This window comes from Sphingobium sp. LF-16 (assembly GCF_003711185.1).
GTDB lineage: Bacteria > Pseudomonadota > Alphaproteobacteria > Sphingomonadales > Sphingomonadaceae > Sphingobium > Sphingobium yanoikuyae_A.
The window spans coordinates 2,366,350-2,381,010 of the sequence record NZ_CP029335.1; the positions used below are offsets into that span (position 1 = coordinate 2,366,350).

A 14,661-nucleotide genomic window follows, 5' to 3' on the forward strand; every position below is an offset into this window, starting at 1 on the left:
AGCATGAGGCCAATTGCCTTGCTGTCATAGAATGGCAACACTCCCCCTCAGGTCTGATTTTTGAGGGGTAGAATATGCGCTTGAAAAATGTCCTGAAAACCGGCGTCCTGCTGTCCGCCTTCCTTTATAACGCACCGTCTTTCGCCCAATCCACCGCGCCGCAGGCCGATGATGCCGGGGCCATCATCGTCACCGGATCACGCATCCGCCAGAATCCGCTGGACCAGGACAAGCCGATCGTCACGGTCGATCAGGAAGCGATCGCGCGGACCGGCCTTTCCTCGATCGCCGACGTTCTGCAGCGCATCCCGAGCGCTGGCGGCGGCCTCAACACCAAGGTCAACAATGCGGGCAATATCGGCGGTCCGCCCGACGGCACCGGCGTCAGCTCCGGCTCGGCCGAAATCGACCTGCGTTACCTGGGCGCCAAGCGCACGCTGATCCTCGTCGACGGCATGCGCTATGTGAACGGCTCGGCGGCCGGCGGCATCCCTGCCTCGGTCGACTTGAACTCCATCCCCGCCAGCATGATCGAACGGGTCGAGGTGCTGCAGTCGGGCGCCTCCCCGCTCTATGGCTCCGACGCGGTTGCCGGCGTCGTCAACATCATTACCAAACAGTCGCAGAAGGGGTTCGATCTGTCCGCCCAGTTCGGCACCTACGAACAGGGCGATGGCGAAACCTATGACCTCAACGCCAGCTATGGCCTGCAGTCCGATCGGGTGTCGATCGTCTTCGGCGGCAATTATGTGAAGCAGCAGAGCGTCCGCACCGCCGATCGCTCCATCTCCCGCTTCCCCAATCCGGGCCAGACGAGCTGCGCCGACCCGATCGGCGGCTGTTCCGGTGCCACGCCCAATGGCCGCTTCATGATCGGCGACGATGATCTGACGCTGATCGCGCCGGTCAGCGGGCGCCCGACCTATCCGGGCGACTTCAAGAATTTCACCTCGGCCGATCGCTATAATTTCGCGCCGGAAAATTACCTGCTGACGCCGTCGGAACGCTATGGCGGCTTCCTCAACGCCAAGTTCGAATTTTCCGACAATGTCAGCCTGCGCACGCGGCTGGTCTATCAGCATCGCAGTTCGACCACCCAGGCCGCACCGCTGCCGCTGTTCGTCGGCCCGGATGCGGGCAACGGCAATCTGCTCGACACGATCAGCATCGATGCGACCAATCCCTATAATCCGTTCGGCTTCACCTTGTCGTCGGGTGCCAATGGCGAGCCGGCTACCTATTCGCTGATCGCCCGCCGCTTCGTCGAGGGCGGGCCGCGCATCTTCAGCCAGGATGTCGACACCTTCACCATGCAATCGACGCTCGAAGGCTCCTTCGGGGTCGGCGACAAGACATGGTATTGGGACGTCAACGGCATGTATGGCAGCAATGACGCGCATCAGGTGTTCACCGGCAACCTGAACGCCGCCAAGCTGGCCCAGGCGCTGGGGCCAGTCGCGGGCTGCACCGGCGATTGCGTACCGTTCAACATCTTCGGCGGGGCCGGGTCGATCACCCAGGCCATGCTCGACTATGTGACCTTCGACCAGAAGGATCGCAGCACGCAGGAATTGTGGGACGCCACCGCCAACCTGTCGGGCGAATTGTTCGACCTGCCGGGCGGCGCGGTCGGCTTCGCCGTCGGCTACGAGCATCGCAACCAGCGCGCCAGCTACACCCCCGACCCGATCATCACCGCGGGCCTGGGCGCCGACGTGCCGACCAGCCCGGCCGCCGGCAGCTTCAATGTCGATGAAGTCTATGGCGAAATCCGCATCCCGATCCTCGCCGACGTGCCCTTCTTCCAGAAGCTGGAACTGGACGGCGCGGTGCGCCATTCCAACTATAGCAGCTTTGGCAGCAACACGACCTTCACCGTGTCGGGCCTGTGGAAACCGGTCAGCGACCTGCTGCTGCGCGGCGGCTATGCCGAGAGCCTGCGTGCGCCCAGCATCGGCGAAATGCATGCCGGCCGGTCGCGCACCGATCAGACGATCAACGACCCCTGCACCAGCGCAGCGGGCGGATCCTGGGACAATCCGACCGTGCGCGCCAACTGCATCGCCAATGGCGTGCCGGCCGATGGCAGCTATGACGAGCCGACCGGTGGCCAGCTGGGCGTCTTTTCCAGTGGCTCGACCAACCTGAAGCCGGAAACCGCCAAGACCTGGACCGCCGGCATGGTCTACAGCCCGGCCTGGGCACGCAACGGCTTTGCCAGCGCGCTCAGCCTTGAGGTCAATTATTATAATATCCGCCTCAAGAACGCGATCGACTCGGTGCCTGCGACGCTGACCCTGCGCCGCTGCGCCTTCGATGCCGATCCGGTCAGCTGCGCATCGATCAGCCGCACGCCCAGCGGTCTGGTCGCCGGCATCGACGCCACGCTGCAGAATCTCAACGCCATCAACACCGACGGCATCGACGGATCTTTGATCTATCGCTCCAAGCCGGTGGGCGAAGGCACGGTCGGGCTGACGGTCAACGCCGCCTATCTGCTGAGCTATGACATCAAGGCTCCGGCCGAGCTGAATGCACCGACCATCAAATGCGCCGGCACCGAACGCTGCGGTTCGGTCGACCAGGCCTATCCGCGCTTCAAGGCGACCACCACGCTCGACTATTCGGCCGATGCCTGGGGTGTTTCCTTCACCGGCCGCTATATCAGCAAGGTGACCGAGAGCGACGGCCATGTCATGGGATCGACCTTCTATGGCGACATGCAGGCCTATTTCTCGCCGGCCTGGCTCGACCATCGCACCCGGCTGACGATCGGCGTCAACAACCTGTTCGACAAGGATCCGCCGGCCTGCTTCACCTGCGACAGCGCCAATTTCGACCCGACCACCTATGATGTGCCGGGCCAGTTCGGCTACATCCGCCTGTCCTACAAGATGTGATAGATTAGTCGCTTAGCCATGGCGAAGGGCGCGTCCATCCGGGCGCGCCCTTTGTCTTTTCGGCTACCCCGTGACATTTGGCGCAAAAATCCCTATGTGCGCGCCGATCATGGCAACCAAAATCCCAGACGCGCCGAAGATCGGCATGGTTTCGCTCGGCTGTCCGAAGAACCTGGTCGACTCCGAACGTATCCTGACCAAGCTGCGTTCCGACGGCTATCAGATGTCCGCCGACTATGCCGGCGCCGACGTCGTGCTGGTCAACACCTGCGGCTTCCTCGATTCCGCCAAGGAAGAATCGCTCGAAGCGATCGGCGAGGCCATGGCCGAAAATGGCCGCGTCATCGTCACCGGTTGCATGGGCGACGAAGCGGACGTGATCCGCGCGAAATTCCCGCAGGTGCTGGCCGTCACCGGCGCGCATCAATATGAGCAGGTGGTCAATGCGGTGCATGACGCGTCGCCGCCCATCCCCAACGCCTTTGTCGACCTGGTGCCCGAAGGCGGGCTGAAGCTCACCCCGCGCCATTACAGCTATCTGAAGATTTCAGAGGGCTGCAACCACCGTTGCTCCTTCTGCATCATCCCCTCGATCCGCGGCGACCTGGTGTCGCGGCGCATCGACGCGGTGCTGCGCGAGGCGGAAAAGCTGGTCGCGGCCGGCACCAAGGAATTGCTGGTCATCAGCCAGGACACCTCGGCCTATGGCGTCGACACCCGCCACGAGCCGCGCATGTGGAAGGGCCGCGAGGTCCGCGCCCATATGACCGATATGGCACGCGAACTGGGCCAGTTGCGCACGGCGGACGGCGTCGCCCCCTGGGTCCGCCTCCATTATGTCTACCCCTATCCCCATGTCGACCATGTCATCCCGCTGATGGCCGAGGGGCTGCTGACGCCCTATCTCGACATCCCCTTCCAGCATGCCTCGCCGAGCGTGCTCAAGGCGATGAAGCGCCCGGCCAACGAAGCCAAGGTGCTCGATCGCATCCGCAAGTGGCGCGACATCTGCCCCGACATCGCGATCCGTTCCAGCTTCGTCGTCGGCTTCCCCGGCGAGACCGAGGCGGACTTCCAGTATCTGCTCGACTGGCTGGACGAGGCCCAGCTCGACCGCGTCGGCGCCTTCCGCTTCGAGCCGGTCGAGGGCGCCCCCGCCAATGACCTGCCGGGCGCCGTGCCCGAAGAGGTCAAGGAAGAACGCTACCAGCGGATCATGGAAAAAACCGCCGCGATCAGCGCCGCCAAGCTGCAGGCCAAGGTCGGCCGGGTCATGCCGGTGATCATCGACGAGGTCGGCGAGCCCGACGAGGAAGATGGCAGCATCGGCGCCACCGCGCGCAGCCAGGCCGACGCGCCGGAAATCGACGGCAATGTCTTCCTGCGCGACGTCGGCGAAGGCCGCAAGGCGGGCGACATGTTCGACGTGCTGATCGAGGATGCCGACGATCACGACCTGTACGGCGTGCCGGCCTGACCGATCGGGAACCGGATATCAGGGCCTGACGAACGCGTCCTGATATTCGGTCTTGATCGCCTTGTAGGTCGCCGCATCGACCGGCAGCTTGATGTCATAGCTGCCCTCGGCATAGGGGCCGGCGCCATAGGGGCCGATCGTCACCTGGATGCCGTCGATCAACTTGCCGTCGCGCGATGTCGGCGCCAGCACCTGCTTCATCGGATCGATGCATTTGGTGAAGTCGTCATCGCCCGGCACCACCGGCGCGCCGCGCTTTTCCGCCCGCGCCCGGTCCAGCGCCTCGCAGAAACTGTCATGGATCGCCGCTGCAAAGGCCGCTTCGGAGGTCAGCAGCGCGCCGAAATCGGTTTCGCGCCGCCGCTCCCTGTCCCACAGCAGCGCTTCATAGCCGGTCATGCCATGGGCGCCGCCAGTATACATGTAATTGGCGGATTCGAGCGCCAGGAAGCGCGGCGTATCGGCCATCACGCTCCAGCGCGTCTCGCGGCTGTGGGCGTGGAAGGGGAAGCCCGCTTTCCTGGCCGAATCCCGGTCCTGCGTCGCCATCTTGAGCGCATCGGCCTTGTTCTCGGCCATGGCGTGGGCGAAGCGATCGACCAGCGTCGGGATCGCCGCCGCCTGCGCCGGATAGGCGTAGAGAAATTCCAGCAGCTCGGTCTTGTCCGTCTGCTCGAATGGTTCGGCGGGTGGGGCAGCGGGTCGCGTGGTGCCGGCCATGCGGTCGACAAAGGCGCGCATCGTCGCATTGGCGGGCATGTTGCCGCCGGGCGTGTCATCCTCAGTCGATTTCGAGCAGCCGGACAGCAACAGGGCTGCGAGCAGCAGCCCCGTCGTCCCGTTCCCCCACCCTGCCCGCATCAGTGCGGCTTGGCCGTCAGGCAGCGTTCGCTGATCGCCTTGCGCGCATAGTCGCCGGCGAGCGCGCGATGGATATTGGGCCAGCCTTCGGCCACCAGCGCCTGCTCGACCGCATGGGCGTTGGCGAACTGGCCGCTTTCGGCCAGCGCATAGGCGCGGGCGCGCAGCGCCTGCAGGCCGCTATTGTCGGAACGGATCATGGCTACTCTCCTTGCCGTTTATTATGAACTGGAACCTAGGCACTCGGGCCACAATAGGCAAATGCCCTGACGGCCGGCCGGGTTTCCACCGGGACGAAAGAAGATGCAAAAATGGCCCGTTCCCATGTGGAGCGCTTTCTCCTACATCCCTGTGCATGACCGAATTTGCCGACCTGCTCAAAGCCGATAATGGCCAGCCCGCCCGTTCCATCCAGCTGATCGAAGCGGCCGAACTGGACGCCTGGTTCACCGCCCAGCCCGAGCGGGTCCGCGCCCTGATCAGCGCCCAGAAATTCCACGCCAAGCCGAACGAATATGCGATCGTCCCCGGCGAGGGGCAGAGCGACTGGTCGGTCGTGGCCGGGGTCGCCAAGCGCGACGCCCTCGGCAGCTGGTGCCTGGCCAGACTGGCCGAGAGCCTGCCCGAGGGCAGCTATCGCCTGGCCGAAGGCAGCACCGGCGCGGCGGCGCTGGGCTGGCTGACGGCGCAATATCGGTTCGAACGCTATCGCAAGGATGAAGGCGCGGCCGGGCCGCGCGTGTTGCTGACCAGCGACGTCGCCCGGATCGAGGCGATCGTGCAACAGGCTGAAGCGGTAGCGCTGGTCCGCGACCTGGTGAACACGCCGGCCGCCGACATGGGGCCGCAGGATCTGGAAGATGCCGTGCGCCAGCTAGCGCAGGCCCATGGCGGCGACGTGCAGGTGACGCGCGGCGACGCGCTGGAGCAGGGTTTCCCGATGATCCACGCCGTCGGCAAGGCGGCGGACAAGAGCTTTGCCCCGCGCCTCATCGAAATGGCCTGGGGCGACCCCGCCGCGCCGCGCATCGCCGTGGTCGGCAAGGGCATCTGCTTCGACAGCGGCGGCCTCGACATCAAGCCATCATCGGGCATGCGCCTGATGAAGAAGGATATGGGCGGCGCGGCCCATGCGATCGCGCTGGCCCGGCTGATCATCGGCGCACGACTGCCGGTGCGGCTGCACCTGCTGGTGCCGACCGCCGAAAATGCCATCAGCGGCAATGCCTTCCGCCCCGGCGACATATTGCGCAGCCGGCAGGGGCTGACGGTGGAAATCGGCAATACCGACGCCGAAGGGCGGCTGGTACTGGGCGACGCGCTGACCCGCGCGGGTGAGGAAAAGCCAGAGCTGATCGTCGATTTCGCGACCCTGACCGGCGCGGCGCGCGTCGCCGTCGGCCCGGACCTGCCCGCGCTGTTCACCAATGACGAGGCACTGGCGAGCGACATCGCGGCGGCCGGCACGGCGGTCGACGACCCGACCTGGCGCCTGCCGCTGTGGGACGGTTATTATGACATGCTGAAGTCCGACATTGCCGACATGAACAATGCCGGCGAAGGCGGCTTTGCCGGCGCGGTGACCGCCGCCTTGTTCCTGCAGCGCTTCGTGCCGGAGGGCACGGCCTGGATCCACCTCGACACCTTCGCCTGGCGACCGGCGGCCCGTCCGGGCCGGCCCAAGGGCGGCGAGGCCCTGGGCCTGCGCGCAGTCTTCCGCCTGCTCCAGCAACGCTATGACGGCGCGCGATAGTCAAACTGCAATATCCTGCGATCCGTTACGCAACCGGATTGGCTATCATGCGTTAGGGGGGCATGAACGCGCTCGCTTCCCCGCAACAGGCCGCCCAGATCGACCGTCCCGGCATACAGCCGCTCAGCCAGTGGATGCGGACCCTGGTGGATTATGTGCGGTCGGGAAAACCCGACCTCACCAACCGCCAGATGGCCCTGATGCTGACCGTCTATATCGGCGATGGCCCGCATACGGTGCGCGGCCTGGCCGAACAGTTGCATGTGTCCAAGCCGGTCATCACCCGCGCGCTGAACAAGCTTTCGGCGCTCGGCTATCTCCGACGAGAGCGGGATGCGGCCGATCGGCGCAATATTTTCATCACCCGCACGTCGAAGGGCGCGGAATTCCTTGACGCCTTTCACCATTTCATCGCAGGAACCGCGCGCGATGACAGGCCAGATCAACACCACGCGGAACGCACCGCCTGAAAGAACCCGGTTCAAGCTGGACGGCAGATCCGTAGCGCTCGACCACCGCGTCCATGCGGCGCGTGGCGACCTTGCGGACATCTCGCTCGCCGGCGTGCTCTTTTCCGCCCATTATGCCCGCGCGGTCGAACTGACCTGCGTGGCGCCCGGCGCGCCGATCCTGTCCCAGCCCTCGCACAATGCCGAGGCGGTCAGCGAATTGCTGCGCGGCGAAAGCTTCCATGCGCTCGACGTCACGACCGACTGGGCCTGGGGCTTCTGCGGGCATGACGGCTATGTCGGCTATATCCGCCGCGACGCACTGGACGTGAAGGAGGCGGTGAGCCACCGCATCGTCAACCAGAGCGCGCCGCTGTTCAGCCGCGCCGACATCAAGGCACCGATCGCCGATCACTGGCCGCTGGGCGCCCGCTTCGGCGGCGAGGCCGAGGACAGCTTCCTCGCGACCGGCGACGGCTTCATCCATGGCCGCCATGCCGCACCGCTCGACTCGCGGGAAAGCGACTGGGTCGCGGTGGCGCAGCGCTATCTGGGCCAGCCCTATGTCTGGGGCGGCCGTGGCCATCGCGGCATCGACTGTTCGGGGCTGGTGCAGGTTGCGCTGGGCGAATGCGGCATCGCCGTGCCGCGCGACACCGACCTGCAGTGCGAGGGCATTGGCGCGCCGATCGAGGCGAGCGTGCCGTTGCAGCGCGGCGACCTGATCTTCTTCCCCGGCCATGTCGGGATCATGACCGACGCCACCCATATGCTGCACGCCAACGCCCATTGGATGGCCGTGGTGGTCGAGCCGCTGGCCGATGTCGTCGCCCGGCTGGCGCCCGACCATGAACAGCCGATCATCGCGCGGCGGAGGATTGCCCCATGACCACGAAGATCTTCATCGACGGCGGCCATGGCACCACCGGCATCGAGATTGCCGATCGCCTGGCCGACCGGCCCGAACTGTCGCTGATCACGGTCGATGAAAAGGATCGCCGCAACATGGCGGCCCGGCGCGACGCGCTGAACGCGGCCGACATCGTGATCCTGTGCCTGCCCGACGATGCCGCACGCGAATCCGTGTCGATGATCGACAATGACCGCACCCGCGTGATCGACGCATCGACCGCGCACCGCGTCGCCGACGGCTGGACCTATGGCTTCCCCGAACTGGAACCGGGCCATCGCGAGCGGCTGGCCAACAGCCGCTTCGTCGCCAATCCCGGCTGCTGGCCGACCGGTTTTCTGGGGCTGGTCCGTCCGCTGGTGCTGGCCGGCCTGCTGCCGGCCGACTGGCCGGTGACGGTATCGGGCGCATCGGGCTATTCGGGTGGCGGCAAGGCGATGATCGCCGAATATGAGGGCGCCGAGGGCGCGCCGACCGCCTTCCGCGCCTATGGCCTGAGCCTGGCGCACAAACATGTGCCGGAAATGACCCGCTATTCGGGTCTGGCCCATCCGCCGCTGTTCGCGCCGGCCGTCGCCAATGCCTATCGCGGCATGCTGGTGGAAGTGCCGCTGCAGCTGCGCGCCATGCCCGGCACGCCCGCCCCGGCGGACATCCACGCCGCGCTGGCCGCCGCCTATGCAGGATCGCCGATCGTCAGCGTGACGCCCTTGGCCGACAGCAGCGCCATGGCACAGATTGATGTCGAGCATGTCGGCGCGACCGATCGCCTGTCGCTGTCGGTGTTCGGCAATGCGCAGAGCGGCCAGGTCCGTCTGGTCGCCACGCTCGATAATCTGGGCAAGGGTGCGGCAGGCGCCGCCGTGCAGAATCTCAACATCCTGGCCGGCTTGCCGGAAACCGCCGGCCTGCGGCTCTAAAGCGCCGTCAGCCAGACAGCAAAAAGGGCCGGAGCGTTCCATGACGCTCCGGCCCTTTTTGCGTTCAGACTATCAGTGGATCGTGCCGAGCGGCTGGTGATGGGCGAGCAACACGATCAGCCGCTCGATCTGGCGCCAGTGGCAGAAATGGATGTGGTTGCCGAGGTCGCGGCTGCGATCGGCCCGCGCCGCCGCCTCATAGCCGGCATTGGCGCCAAAGGTCGCGATCAGTTCCGTCGCATCCTCATAGCTCTTTCGATCCGAAAGATATGGCATGTGCATGCGACCCCCGATTTTTTGCGCGCCCTTTCCCCTCCCCTATCAACCCCCATGCCAGTTTGGCGCTTTGGCGCAGCAGGCCGATGACGAGGGTGAACAGCCGGTTAGCCAAGTCCCGCAGCGGGACAGGCGCGCCATTTCGGGACGCGAGCCGTTCCGATCCGGGACAGGGGAGACGCGGGCGACAAGCGACTGGCCATGGGCGGCGGGCCATGGCAAGGATGGGCCATGAACAAGGCGAAGAATCCGACCGGCGCGGGCGCCATCATCGCATTGCTGATCATGGCCGGGGCGATCGGCGGCGGCCTGCTGGGACAGCCCAGCATCGGCCTGCTGGTCGGCACCGGAGCCGGCATCCTGATCGCCCTGCTGCTGTGGCTGCGCGAACGAAAGGCTTAACTAACCACCCGCGCAACGGAGCGCCTTGCCGGGCGTCGCATCGCCGCATAGATGTGGCGACATGAAGAAGCATTTCATCGCCATCCCCCTCGTCGCGCTGGTCATTGCCGGCGGCGCCTTCCTCTACTTCGCGCAGGGCGACACGGCCCAGTTGCCGGCCGGTGCCGATGTCGGCCGGGAACCGCGCTTCACCACGCCGCGCAACGAGTTTTTCCCGACCGTTAACATCGCCGAGGTCAAGCCGTGGAAGGCTGGAGAGAAGCCGGTCGCGGCCAAGGGTCTGGTGGTCGAGCGCTTTGCCGAGGGGCTGAGCCATCCGCGATCGCTGCTGCGCCTGCCCAATGGCGACATATTGACGGCCGAGACCAACAGCCAGCCCCGCCCGCAGACCGGCATCGTCAGCCGGGTGATGAATTTCCTGATGAACAAGGCCGGCGCCGGCGTCCCCTCGCCCGACCGCATCAGCCTGCTGCGCGACACCGATGGCGATGGCAAGGCGGACACCAAGACGGTGTTCCTGAGCGGCCTCTATTCGCCCTATGGCATGGCGCTGATCGGCGACACCCTCTATGTCGCCAACACCAATGCGCTGATGGCCTTCCCCTATAAGGAAGGCGAGACCAAGATCAGCGACAAGGGGCGGAAGATTCTGAACCTGCCGGCCCAGGCGCCGAACATGCACTGGACCCGCAGCCTGACCGTCGGCCCCAACGGGCTGCTCTATGTCGGCGTCGGATCGAACAGCAATATCGGCGAAAATGGCCTGGAAAGCGAAGCCAACCGCGCCGCCGTGCTGGAGGTCAATCCCAAGACCGGCGACTATCGCATCTATGCGTCGGGCCTGCGCAACCCGGTCGGCCTGGCGTTCGAACCCAGGAGCGGCGTGCTGTGGGGCGTGGTCAATGAGCGCGACATGCTGGGCGGCGACCTGGTCCCCGACTATCTGACCCGCGTCGAATTCGGTGCCTTCTATGGCTGGCCGTGGAATTACTGGGGCGGCTATGAGGATCGCCGGGTCCAGCCGCAGCGGCCGGAAATCCGCGAATATACCAAGCGCCCCGACTATGCGCTGGGCAACCATGTCGCGCCGCTGGGCCTGAGCTTCTCCAAGGATGCGCAGCTTGGCGCCACCTATGGCAATGGCGCCTTTGTCGGCCTGCATGGCAGCTGGAACCGCAAGCCGGCCGCGGGCTACAAGGTCGTGTTCATTCCGTTCGAGGATAATGGCGAAGTCGGCAAGGCCAAGCCGGTCGACGTGCTGACCGGATTCCTGGACGCACAGGGCGCGGCGCGAGGCCGGCCGGTCGACGTGACCGTGGACGCCAAGGGTGCGCTGCTGGTGGCGGACGATGTCGGCGGCGTCGTCTGGCGGGTGACCCGCGCACAATAATCATGGCTCGCCCGGCCGAAGCGTCGAAAAAACTTGTTCGCAGAACCAGACGCTTAATTTCGGCCGGGCAACAGTAGGGATATATTGCCCCGTTCGCGCGCTGATACGCGATGCGACAGGCGTCCAAGATGAAACCGATCGAACCGGCGGAGCTATATCAGCTGCGGGCGGACAGCGCGCGGCGATCCCTTCATCACTTGCGCATGGAAGCGCTGGGCCAGCCGGACCGACGACAAGGCTATGACCTGGAGCATGATCGGCGGCTGGCGGAAATGTATTTCAACACCTTCGCCGCCCTCGCCCATCGACAACGTCACAGCGACACGCTGAGCCTGGCCCGCGTCATCAAGACGATGGCCGATGCCGCGCCGCTATGCGACACCGCCGTCGATCCGCCGCGTTGCCGCAAGGAACTGGACCGACTGGTCGACGAATTTCTGAGCCTTGCCGAAAAGGACGGCGACTGAGAATCAGACCGAGAGGCCGTGACGGCCGGCGAGTTCGACCACATATTGCCAGGCCACACGGCCCGAGCGGCTGCCCCGCTGCGTTGCCCACTGGATCGCGTCGAGCGGCTCGACGCTGAGACCCAGCGCCTGCGCATAGCCCTCGACAATGGCGACATAGGCATCCTGGTCGAGCGCATGGAAGCCCAGGCTGAGGCCGAACCGGTCCGACAGCGCCATCTTGTCATCGACCACGTCGCGCGGATTGATCGGATCATCCTGCTCCGACAGGTTGCGCGGCACGATATGGCGGCGGTTGGACGTCACATAGAGGCGGACATTGGCCGGACGCGCGGCGGTGCCGCCCTGGAGCAGCGAACGCAGCGCACGGGCATCGCCCACGCCTTCGTCAAAGCCCAGATCGTCGAGGAACAGGATGAAGGGTCGGGTCGTGCTGCGCAGCAGGGTGAAGAGCGCCGGCAGGCTGGCCAGTTCATCGATCGCGCATTGCAGCAGGGCGATGTCCTGCCCTTCCGCCTGCAGCTTGCCGACCACCGAAGCCACGGTCGCCGACTTGCCGGTGCCGCGCGCGCCCCACAGCAGCACGTCATGCGCGGCATGGCCGGCGGCATGGCGGCGGCTATTGTCGAGCAGCGCACTCTTTTGCGCATCGATGCCGGTCAGCAGATCATAATCCACCGGGGCGAACGCATCCACCGCGCGGATCGCCACCCCGTCCCACACATAGGCGGGAGCAGCCGCAAGGTCGGCAGAGGAAGCCGGCGGCGGCGCGAGCCGTTCCAGCGCTTCGGCGATACGGGTCAGCAGGGCGTCGTTCATGGCGCGGGATTAGCCGGGCCGCGCCGTTGCGGCAAGCTTTGCCAACAATGTCATGTCACTGTCGCAATGGCCTTTTACTGCAGCGTTCCGGGGTCTATATCGCGGGGGTCGTGACTATCCCAAATCCAGCCTTTTCCACCAGGGTCTGCCGCTATGGCGCGGAAGCGCTTCGCGAGGCAGCCTTGCTGATCCGCGCCGGCGAGCCCGTCGCCGTTCCCACCGAAACCGTCTATGGCCTGGCCGCCGATGCCACCGATTCCCAGGCGGTCGCGGGCATCTACAGCGCCAAGGGGCGGCCCAGCTTCAACCCGCTGATCGTCCATGTCGCCGACATGGAGATGGCGCGGCGGCTGGCCGATTTTTCGCCCCAGGCCGAGCAGCTTGCCGCCCGCTTCTGGCCGGGCGCGCTGACCATGGTGCTGCCGGTGCGGGCCGATAGCGGCCTGTCGCCGCTGGTGATGGCTGGCCTGCCGACCGTGGCGCTGCGCCTGCCGGCCCATCCCGCGATGCGCGCGCTGATCCGCGAGAGTGGCCGGCCGCTGGCTGCGCCTTCGGCCAATCGCAGCGGATCGATCAGCCCCAGCCGGGCCGAGCATGTGCTGGCCAGCCTCAACGGCAAGATCCGCATGATCCTGGACGAAGGCCCGACCAGCGAAGGGCTGGAATCGACCATCGCCGCCCCCGAAGCGGACCGCATCCGCCTGCTGCGCCCCGGCCCGGTCACGGCCGCGATGCTGGAGGAGGCAAGCGGCCTGCCGGTCATCACGGGGAAGGACAATGCGAAGATCGAAGCACCCGGCCAGCTCGAAAGCCATTATGCGCCGTCGAAGCCGGTGCGGCTCAACGCGCTGCGGGCGGAAAAGGATGAATATCTGATCGGCTTCGGGCTGATGCCCTGCCATCTGAACCTGAGCGTCGACGCGGATCTGCGCGAGGCGGCAGCCAATCTGTTCGCGGCGCTGCACGTCGCCGACGCCAGCACCCAGGAGCGGATCGCGGTCGCGCCCATCCCTGACGAGGGGATCGGCACCGCCATCAACGACCGGTTACGCCGCGCCGCGGCCTGACCGGTCGATCCGGCTCAGCCGCAATTGTCGTAGCCGGCCTTGCGGCATTCGCGGCGGCGCTGTTCGTCGGCCTTCTTGCGCGCCTTGCCTTCCTCGGCCTCCTGCTTGCGCATCTTGCGGCCATAATTGCGGTCGGCCTCGTCCTGGCTGGTCGTCGCCCAGTCGGCCGCCTGCGCACCTGCGCGCACCGGCAAGGTCACGATATCCACCGCCGTCCTGGCAATACAGCCCGGCAGCATCAGCAGCATCGCCGGCGCCAGCAGCATGATCGTCTTGGTCATTCTCAAAGTCCCCCGACTCGTCCGTTGCGCTGCATCTGCCATGGTCGACATTAACCATAAGCTAAGAACGCGGCGAAACGGGACGAGCGGTCGGGAAATCGGCCAGGCCGAGGATTATTCCTCGATGCGCGCGGCAAAACCCTTGCGCAGCTTGGCCAGCTTGGGCGGAATCACCGCCATGCAATAGGGATTCTGGTCGCCGACCCGCTCCCAATATTTCTGGTGATAATCCTCGGCCGGATACCAGGGGGCGTCCGCCTCGATCGCGGTCACCACCGGATCGACCTGGTCCACCTGCGCCCGCGCGATGCCGGCCAGCGCCTCGGCCTGCTGCTCGGCCGAATGGGGGAAGATCGCCGAACGATATTGCGTCCCGATGTCGTTGCCCTGGCGGTTCAGCGTCGTCGGATTGTGGGTGGCGAAGAAGATGTCGAGCAGGTCGGCATAGCTGATGACGGCCGGGTCGAAGGCGATGCGGATCGCTTCGGCATGGCCGGTATTGCCGGTGCAGACCTCCTCATAGGTCGGATCGACCTTGGTCCCGCCGATATAGCCGCTCTGGACCGATTCCACGCCCTTGAGCGTCTGGTAGACTGCTTCCGTACACCAGAAGCAGCCACCAGCCAGCGTTGCGATTTCCTGCGCCATATATCGATAATCCTTATCCAGCTTTGGCGCGCTAGATAGGA

Annotated in this window: 16 protein-coding genes; 10 read left to right on the forward strand and 6 right to left on the reverse strand. The window is 65.8% G+C overall.

Annotation, left to right across the window (positions count from 1 at the left end):
- The first annotated feature begins 74 nt into the window (after positions 1-74).
- Together DIZ22_RS11020 and rimO are read left to right on the forward strand one after the other, a co-directional pair.
- Positions 75-2,900 carry a TonB-dependent receptor gene (locus DIZ22_RS11020; protein WP_048939090.1) on the forward strand — a complete coding sequence of 942 codons (2,826 nt, stop codon included), beginning with the start codon at positions 75-77 and terminating at the stop codon, positions 2,898-2,900.
- A 94-nt stretch (positions 2,901-2,994) separates the two neighbouring features.
- Positions 2,995-4,377 carry a 30S ribosomal protein S12 methylthiotransferase RimO gene (rimO, locus tag DIZ22_RS11025; RefSeq protein WP_170978359.1) on the forward strand — a complete coding sequence of 461 codons (1,383 nt, stop codon included), beginning with the start codon at positions 2,995-2,997 and terminating at the stop codon, positions 4,375-4,377.
- An 18-nt stretch (positions 4,378-4,395) separates the two neighbouring features.
- On the opposite strand, the gene DIZ22_RS11030 is transcribed toward rimO, so the two are convergent.
- Together DIZ22_RS11030 and DIZ22_RS11035 are read right to left on the reverse strand one after the other, a co-directional pair.
- The gene (locus tag DIZ22_RS11030) at positions 4,396-5,238 is read right to left on the reverse strand and encodes a DUF4163 domain-containing protein (RefSeq protein WP_048939089.1); all 843 of its coding nucleotides are present in this window, start codon (positions 5,236-5,238) and stop codon (positions 4,396-4,398) included.
- Positions 5,238-5,438, reverse strand: coding sequence for a hypothetical protein (locus tag DIZ22_RS11035; RefSeq protein ID WP_004211387.1), 201 nt, complete (start codon positions 5,436-5,438; stop codon positions 5,238-5,240). Before DIZ22_RS11035 ends, DIZ22_RS11030 begins: the two co-directional genes overlap by 1 nt.
- Positions 5,439-5,593: 155 nt before the next feature.
- Between DIZ22_RS11035 and DIZ22_RS11040 the strand changes: the two genes are divergently transcribed.
- The 4 genes from DIZ22_RS11040 to argC all read left to right on the forward strand — a co-directional run bounded on the left by DIZ22_RS11040 (position 5,594) and on the right by argC (position 9,270).
- A complete protein-coding gene (locus DIZ22_RS11040) occupies positions 5,594-6,991 on the forward strand; it encodes a leucyl aminopeptidase family protein (RefSeq protein WP_048939088.1) in 1,398 nt (465 codons plus the stop codon).
- Positions 6,992-7,053: 62 nt separating this feature from the next.
- Positions 7,054-7,461 (forward strand): MarR family winged helix-turn-helix transcriptional regulator, encoded by a 408-nt coding sequence (locus tag DIZ22_RS11045; protein WP_004211384.1) that lies wholly within the window; start codon positions 7,054-7,056, stop codon positions 7,459-7,461.
- Entirely contained in the window at positions 7,421-8,329 is a 909-nt protein-coding gene (locus tag DIZ22_RS11050; RefSeq protein WP_048939087.1) for a C40 family peptidase, read from the forward strand. The genes DIZ22_RS11045 and DIZ22_RS11050 overlap by 41 nt, the downstream gene beginning before the upstream one ends.
- Entirely contained in the window at positions 8,326-9,270 is a 945-nt protein-coding gene (gene argC / locus DIZ22_RS11055) for an N-acetyl-gamma-glutamyl-phosphate reductase (RefSeq protein ID WP_048939086.1), read from the forward strand. The genes DIZ22_RS11050 and argC overlap by 4 nt, the downstream gene beginning before the upstream one ends.
- Positions 9,271-9,342: 72 nt before the next feature.
- Here argC and DIZ22_RS11060 read toward each other — a convergent pair whose 3' ends face one another.
- Positions 9,343-9,546 carry a hypothetical protein gene (locus tag DIZ22_RS11060; protein ID WP_004211380.1) on the reverse strand — a complete coding sequence of 68 codons (204 nt, stop codon included), beginning with the start codon at positions 9,544-9,546 and terminating at the stop codon, positions 9,343-9,345.
- Positions 9,547-9,777: 231 nt separating this feature from the next.
- Here DIZ22_RS11060 and DIZ22_RS21805 point away from each other — a divergent pair, with 231 nt between their 5' ends.
- The 3 genes from DIZ22_RS21805 (at position 9,778) to DIZ22_RS11070 (ending at position 11,805) form a co-directional block, all read left to right on the forward strand.
- On the forward strand, positions 9,778-9,948 hold the full coding sequence (locus tag DIZ22_RS21805; RefSeq protein ID WP_010337933.1) for a hypothetical protein: 171 nt from the start codon (positions 9,778-9,780) through the stop codon (positions 9,946-9,948).
- Positions 9,949-10,009: 61 nt separating this feature from the next.
- Positions 10,010-11,338: a sorbosone dehydrogenase family protein gene (locus tag DIZ22_RS11065; RefSeq protein ID WP_122928201.1), complete on the forward strand. Its 1,329-nt coding sequence runs from the start codon at positions 10,010-10,012 to the stop codon at positions 11,336-11,338.
- A 128-nt stretch (positions 11,339-11,466) separates the two neighbouring features.
- On the forward strand, positions 11,467-11,805 hold the full coding sequence (locus DIZ22_RS11070) for a hypothetical protein (RefSeq protein WP_230588606.1): 339 nt from the start codon (positions 11,467-11,469) through the stop codon (positions 11,803-11,805).
- A gap of 3 nt (positions 11,806-11,808) precedes the next feature.
- Here the strand turns inward: DIZ22_RS11070 and DIZ22_RS11075 are convergent, their stop codons facing one another.
- The gene (locus DIZ22_RS11075) at positions 11,809-12,624 is read right to left on the reverse strand and encodes an ATP-binding protein (RefSeq protein WP_048939084.1); all 816 of its coding nucleotides are present in this window, start codon (positions 12,622-12,624) and stop codon (positions 11,809-11,811) included.
- A 110-nt stretch (positions 12,625-12,734) separates the two neighbouring features.
- Between DIZ22_RS11075 and DIZ22_RS11080 the strand changes: the two genes are divergently transcribed.
- Positions 12,735-13,691, forward strand: a complete 957-nt coding sequence (locus tag DIZ22_RS11080) for an L-threonylcarbamoyladenylate synthase (RefSeq protein WP_029547760.1) — start codon at positions 12,735-12,737, stop codon at positions 13,689-13,691.
- A 14-nt stretch (positions 13,692-13,705) separates the two neighbouring features.
- On the opposite strand, the gene DIZ22_RS11085 is transcribed toward DIZ22_RS11080, so the two are convergent.
- The gene (locus tag DIZ22_RS11085; RefSeq protein WP_004211370.1) at positions 13,706-13,972 is read right to left on the reverse strand and encodes a hypothetical protein; all 267 of its coding nucleotides are present in this window, start codon (positions 13,970-13,972) and stop codon (positions 13,706-13,708) included.
- A gap of 114 nt (positions 13,973-14,086) precedes the next feature.
- The gene (gene msrA, locus DIZ22_RS11090) at positions 14,087-14,620 is read right to left on the reverse strand and encodes a peptide-methionine (S)-S-oxide reductase MsrA (protein WP_004211369.1); all 534 of its coding nucleotides are present in this window, start codon (positions 14,618-14,620) and stop codon (positions 14,087-14,089) included.
- Positions 14,621-14,661: the final 41 nt, after the last annotated feature.

What these genes read in the sequence shown, in the direction of transcription:
- DIZ22_RS11020 (WP_048939090.1), top strand. Translation starts at nt 75, where the DNA reads ATGCGCTTGAAAAATGTCCTGAAAACCGGCGTCCTGCTGTCCGCCTTC.
- rimO (WP_170978359.1), top strand. Translation starts at nt 2,995, where the DNA reads ATGTGCGCGCCGATCATGGCAACCAAAATCCCAGACGCGCCGAAGATC.
- DIZ22_RS11030 (WP_048939089.1), bottom strand. Translation starts at nt 5,238, where the DNA reads ATGCGGGCAGGGTGGGGGAACGGGACGACGGGGCTGCTGCTCGCAGCC.
- DIZ22_RS11035 (WP_004211387.1), bottom strand. Translation starts at nt 5,438, where the DNA reads ATGATCCGTTCCGACAATAGCGGCCTGCAGGCGCTGCGCGCCCGCGCC.
- DIZ22_RS11040 (WP_048939088.1), top strand. Translation starts at nt 5,594, where the DNA reads ATGACCGAATTTGCCGACCTGCTCAAAGCCGATAATGGCCAGCCCGCC.
- DIZ22_RS11045 (WP_004211384.1), top strand. Translation starts at nt 7,054, where the DNA reads ATGAACGCGCTCGCTTCCCCGCAACAGGCCGCCCAGATCGACCGTCCC.
- DIZ22_RS11050 (WP_048939087.1), top strand. Translation starts at nt 7,421, where the DNA reads ATGACAGGCCAGATCAACACCACGCGGAACGCACCGCCTGAAAGAACC.
- argC (WP_048939086.1), top strand. Translation starts at nt 8,326, where the DNA reads ATGACCACGAAGATCTTCATCGACGGCGGCCATGGCACCACCGGCATC.
- DIZ22_RS11060 (WP_004211380.1), bottom strand. Translation starts at nt 9,546, where the DNA reads ATGCCATATCTTTCGGATCGAAAGAGCTATGAGGATGCGACGGAACTG.
- DIZ22_RS21805 (WP_010337933.1), top strand. Translation starts at nt 9,778, where the DNA reads ATGAACAAGGCGAAGAATCCGACCGGCGCGGGCGCCATCATCGCATTG.
- DIZ22_RS11065 (WP_122928201.1), top strand. Translation starts at nt 10,010, where the DNA reads ATGAAGAAGCATTTCATCGCCATCCCCCTCGTCGCGCTGGTCATTGCC.
- DIZ22_RS11070 (WP_230588606.1), top strand. Translation starts at nt 11,467, where the DNA reads ATGAAACCGATCGAACCGGCGGAGCTATATCAGCTGCGGGCGGACAGC.
- DIZ22_RS11075 (WP_048939084.1), bottom strand. Translation starts at nt 12,624, where the DNA reads ATGAACGACGCCCTGCTGACCCGTATCGCCGAAGCGCTGGAACGGCTC.
- DIZ22_RS11085 (WP_004211370.1), bottom strand. Translation starts at nt 13,972, where the DNA reads ATGACCAAGACGATCATGCTGCTGGCGCCGGCGATGCTGCTGATGCTG.
- msrA (WP_004211369.1), bottom strand. Translation starts at nt 14,620, where the DNA reads ATGGCGCAGGAAATCGCAACGCTGGCTGGTGGCTGCTTCTGGTGTACG.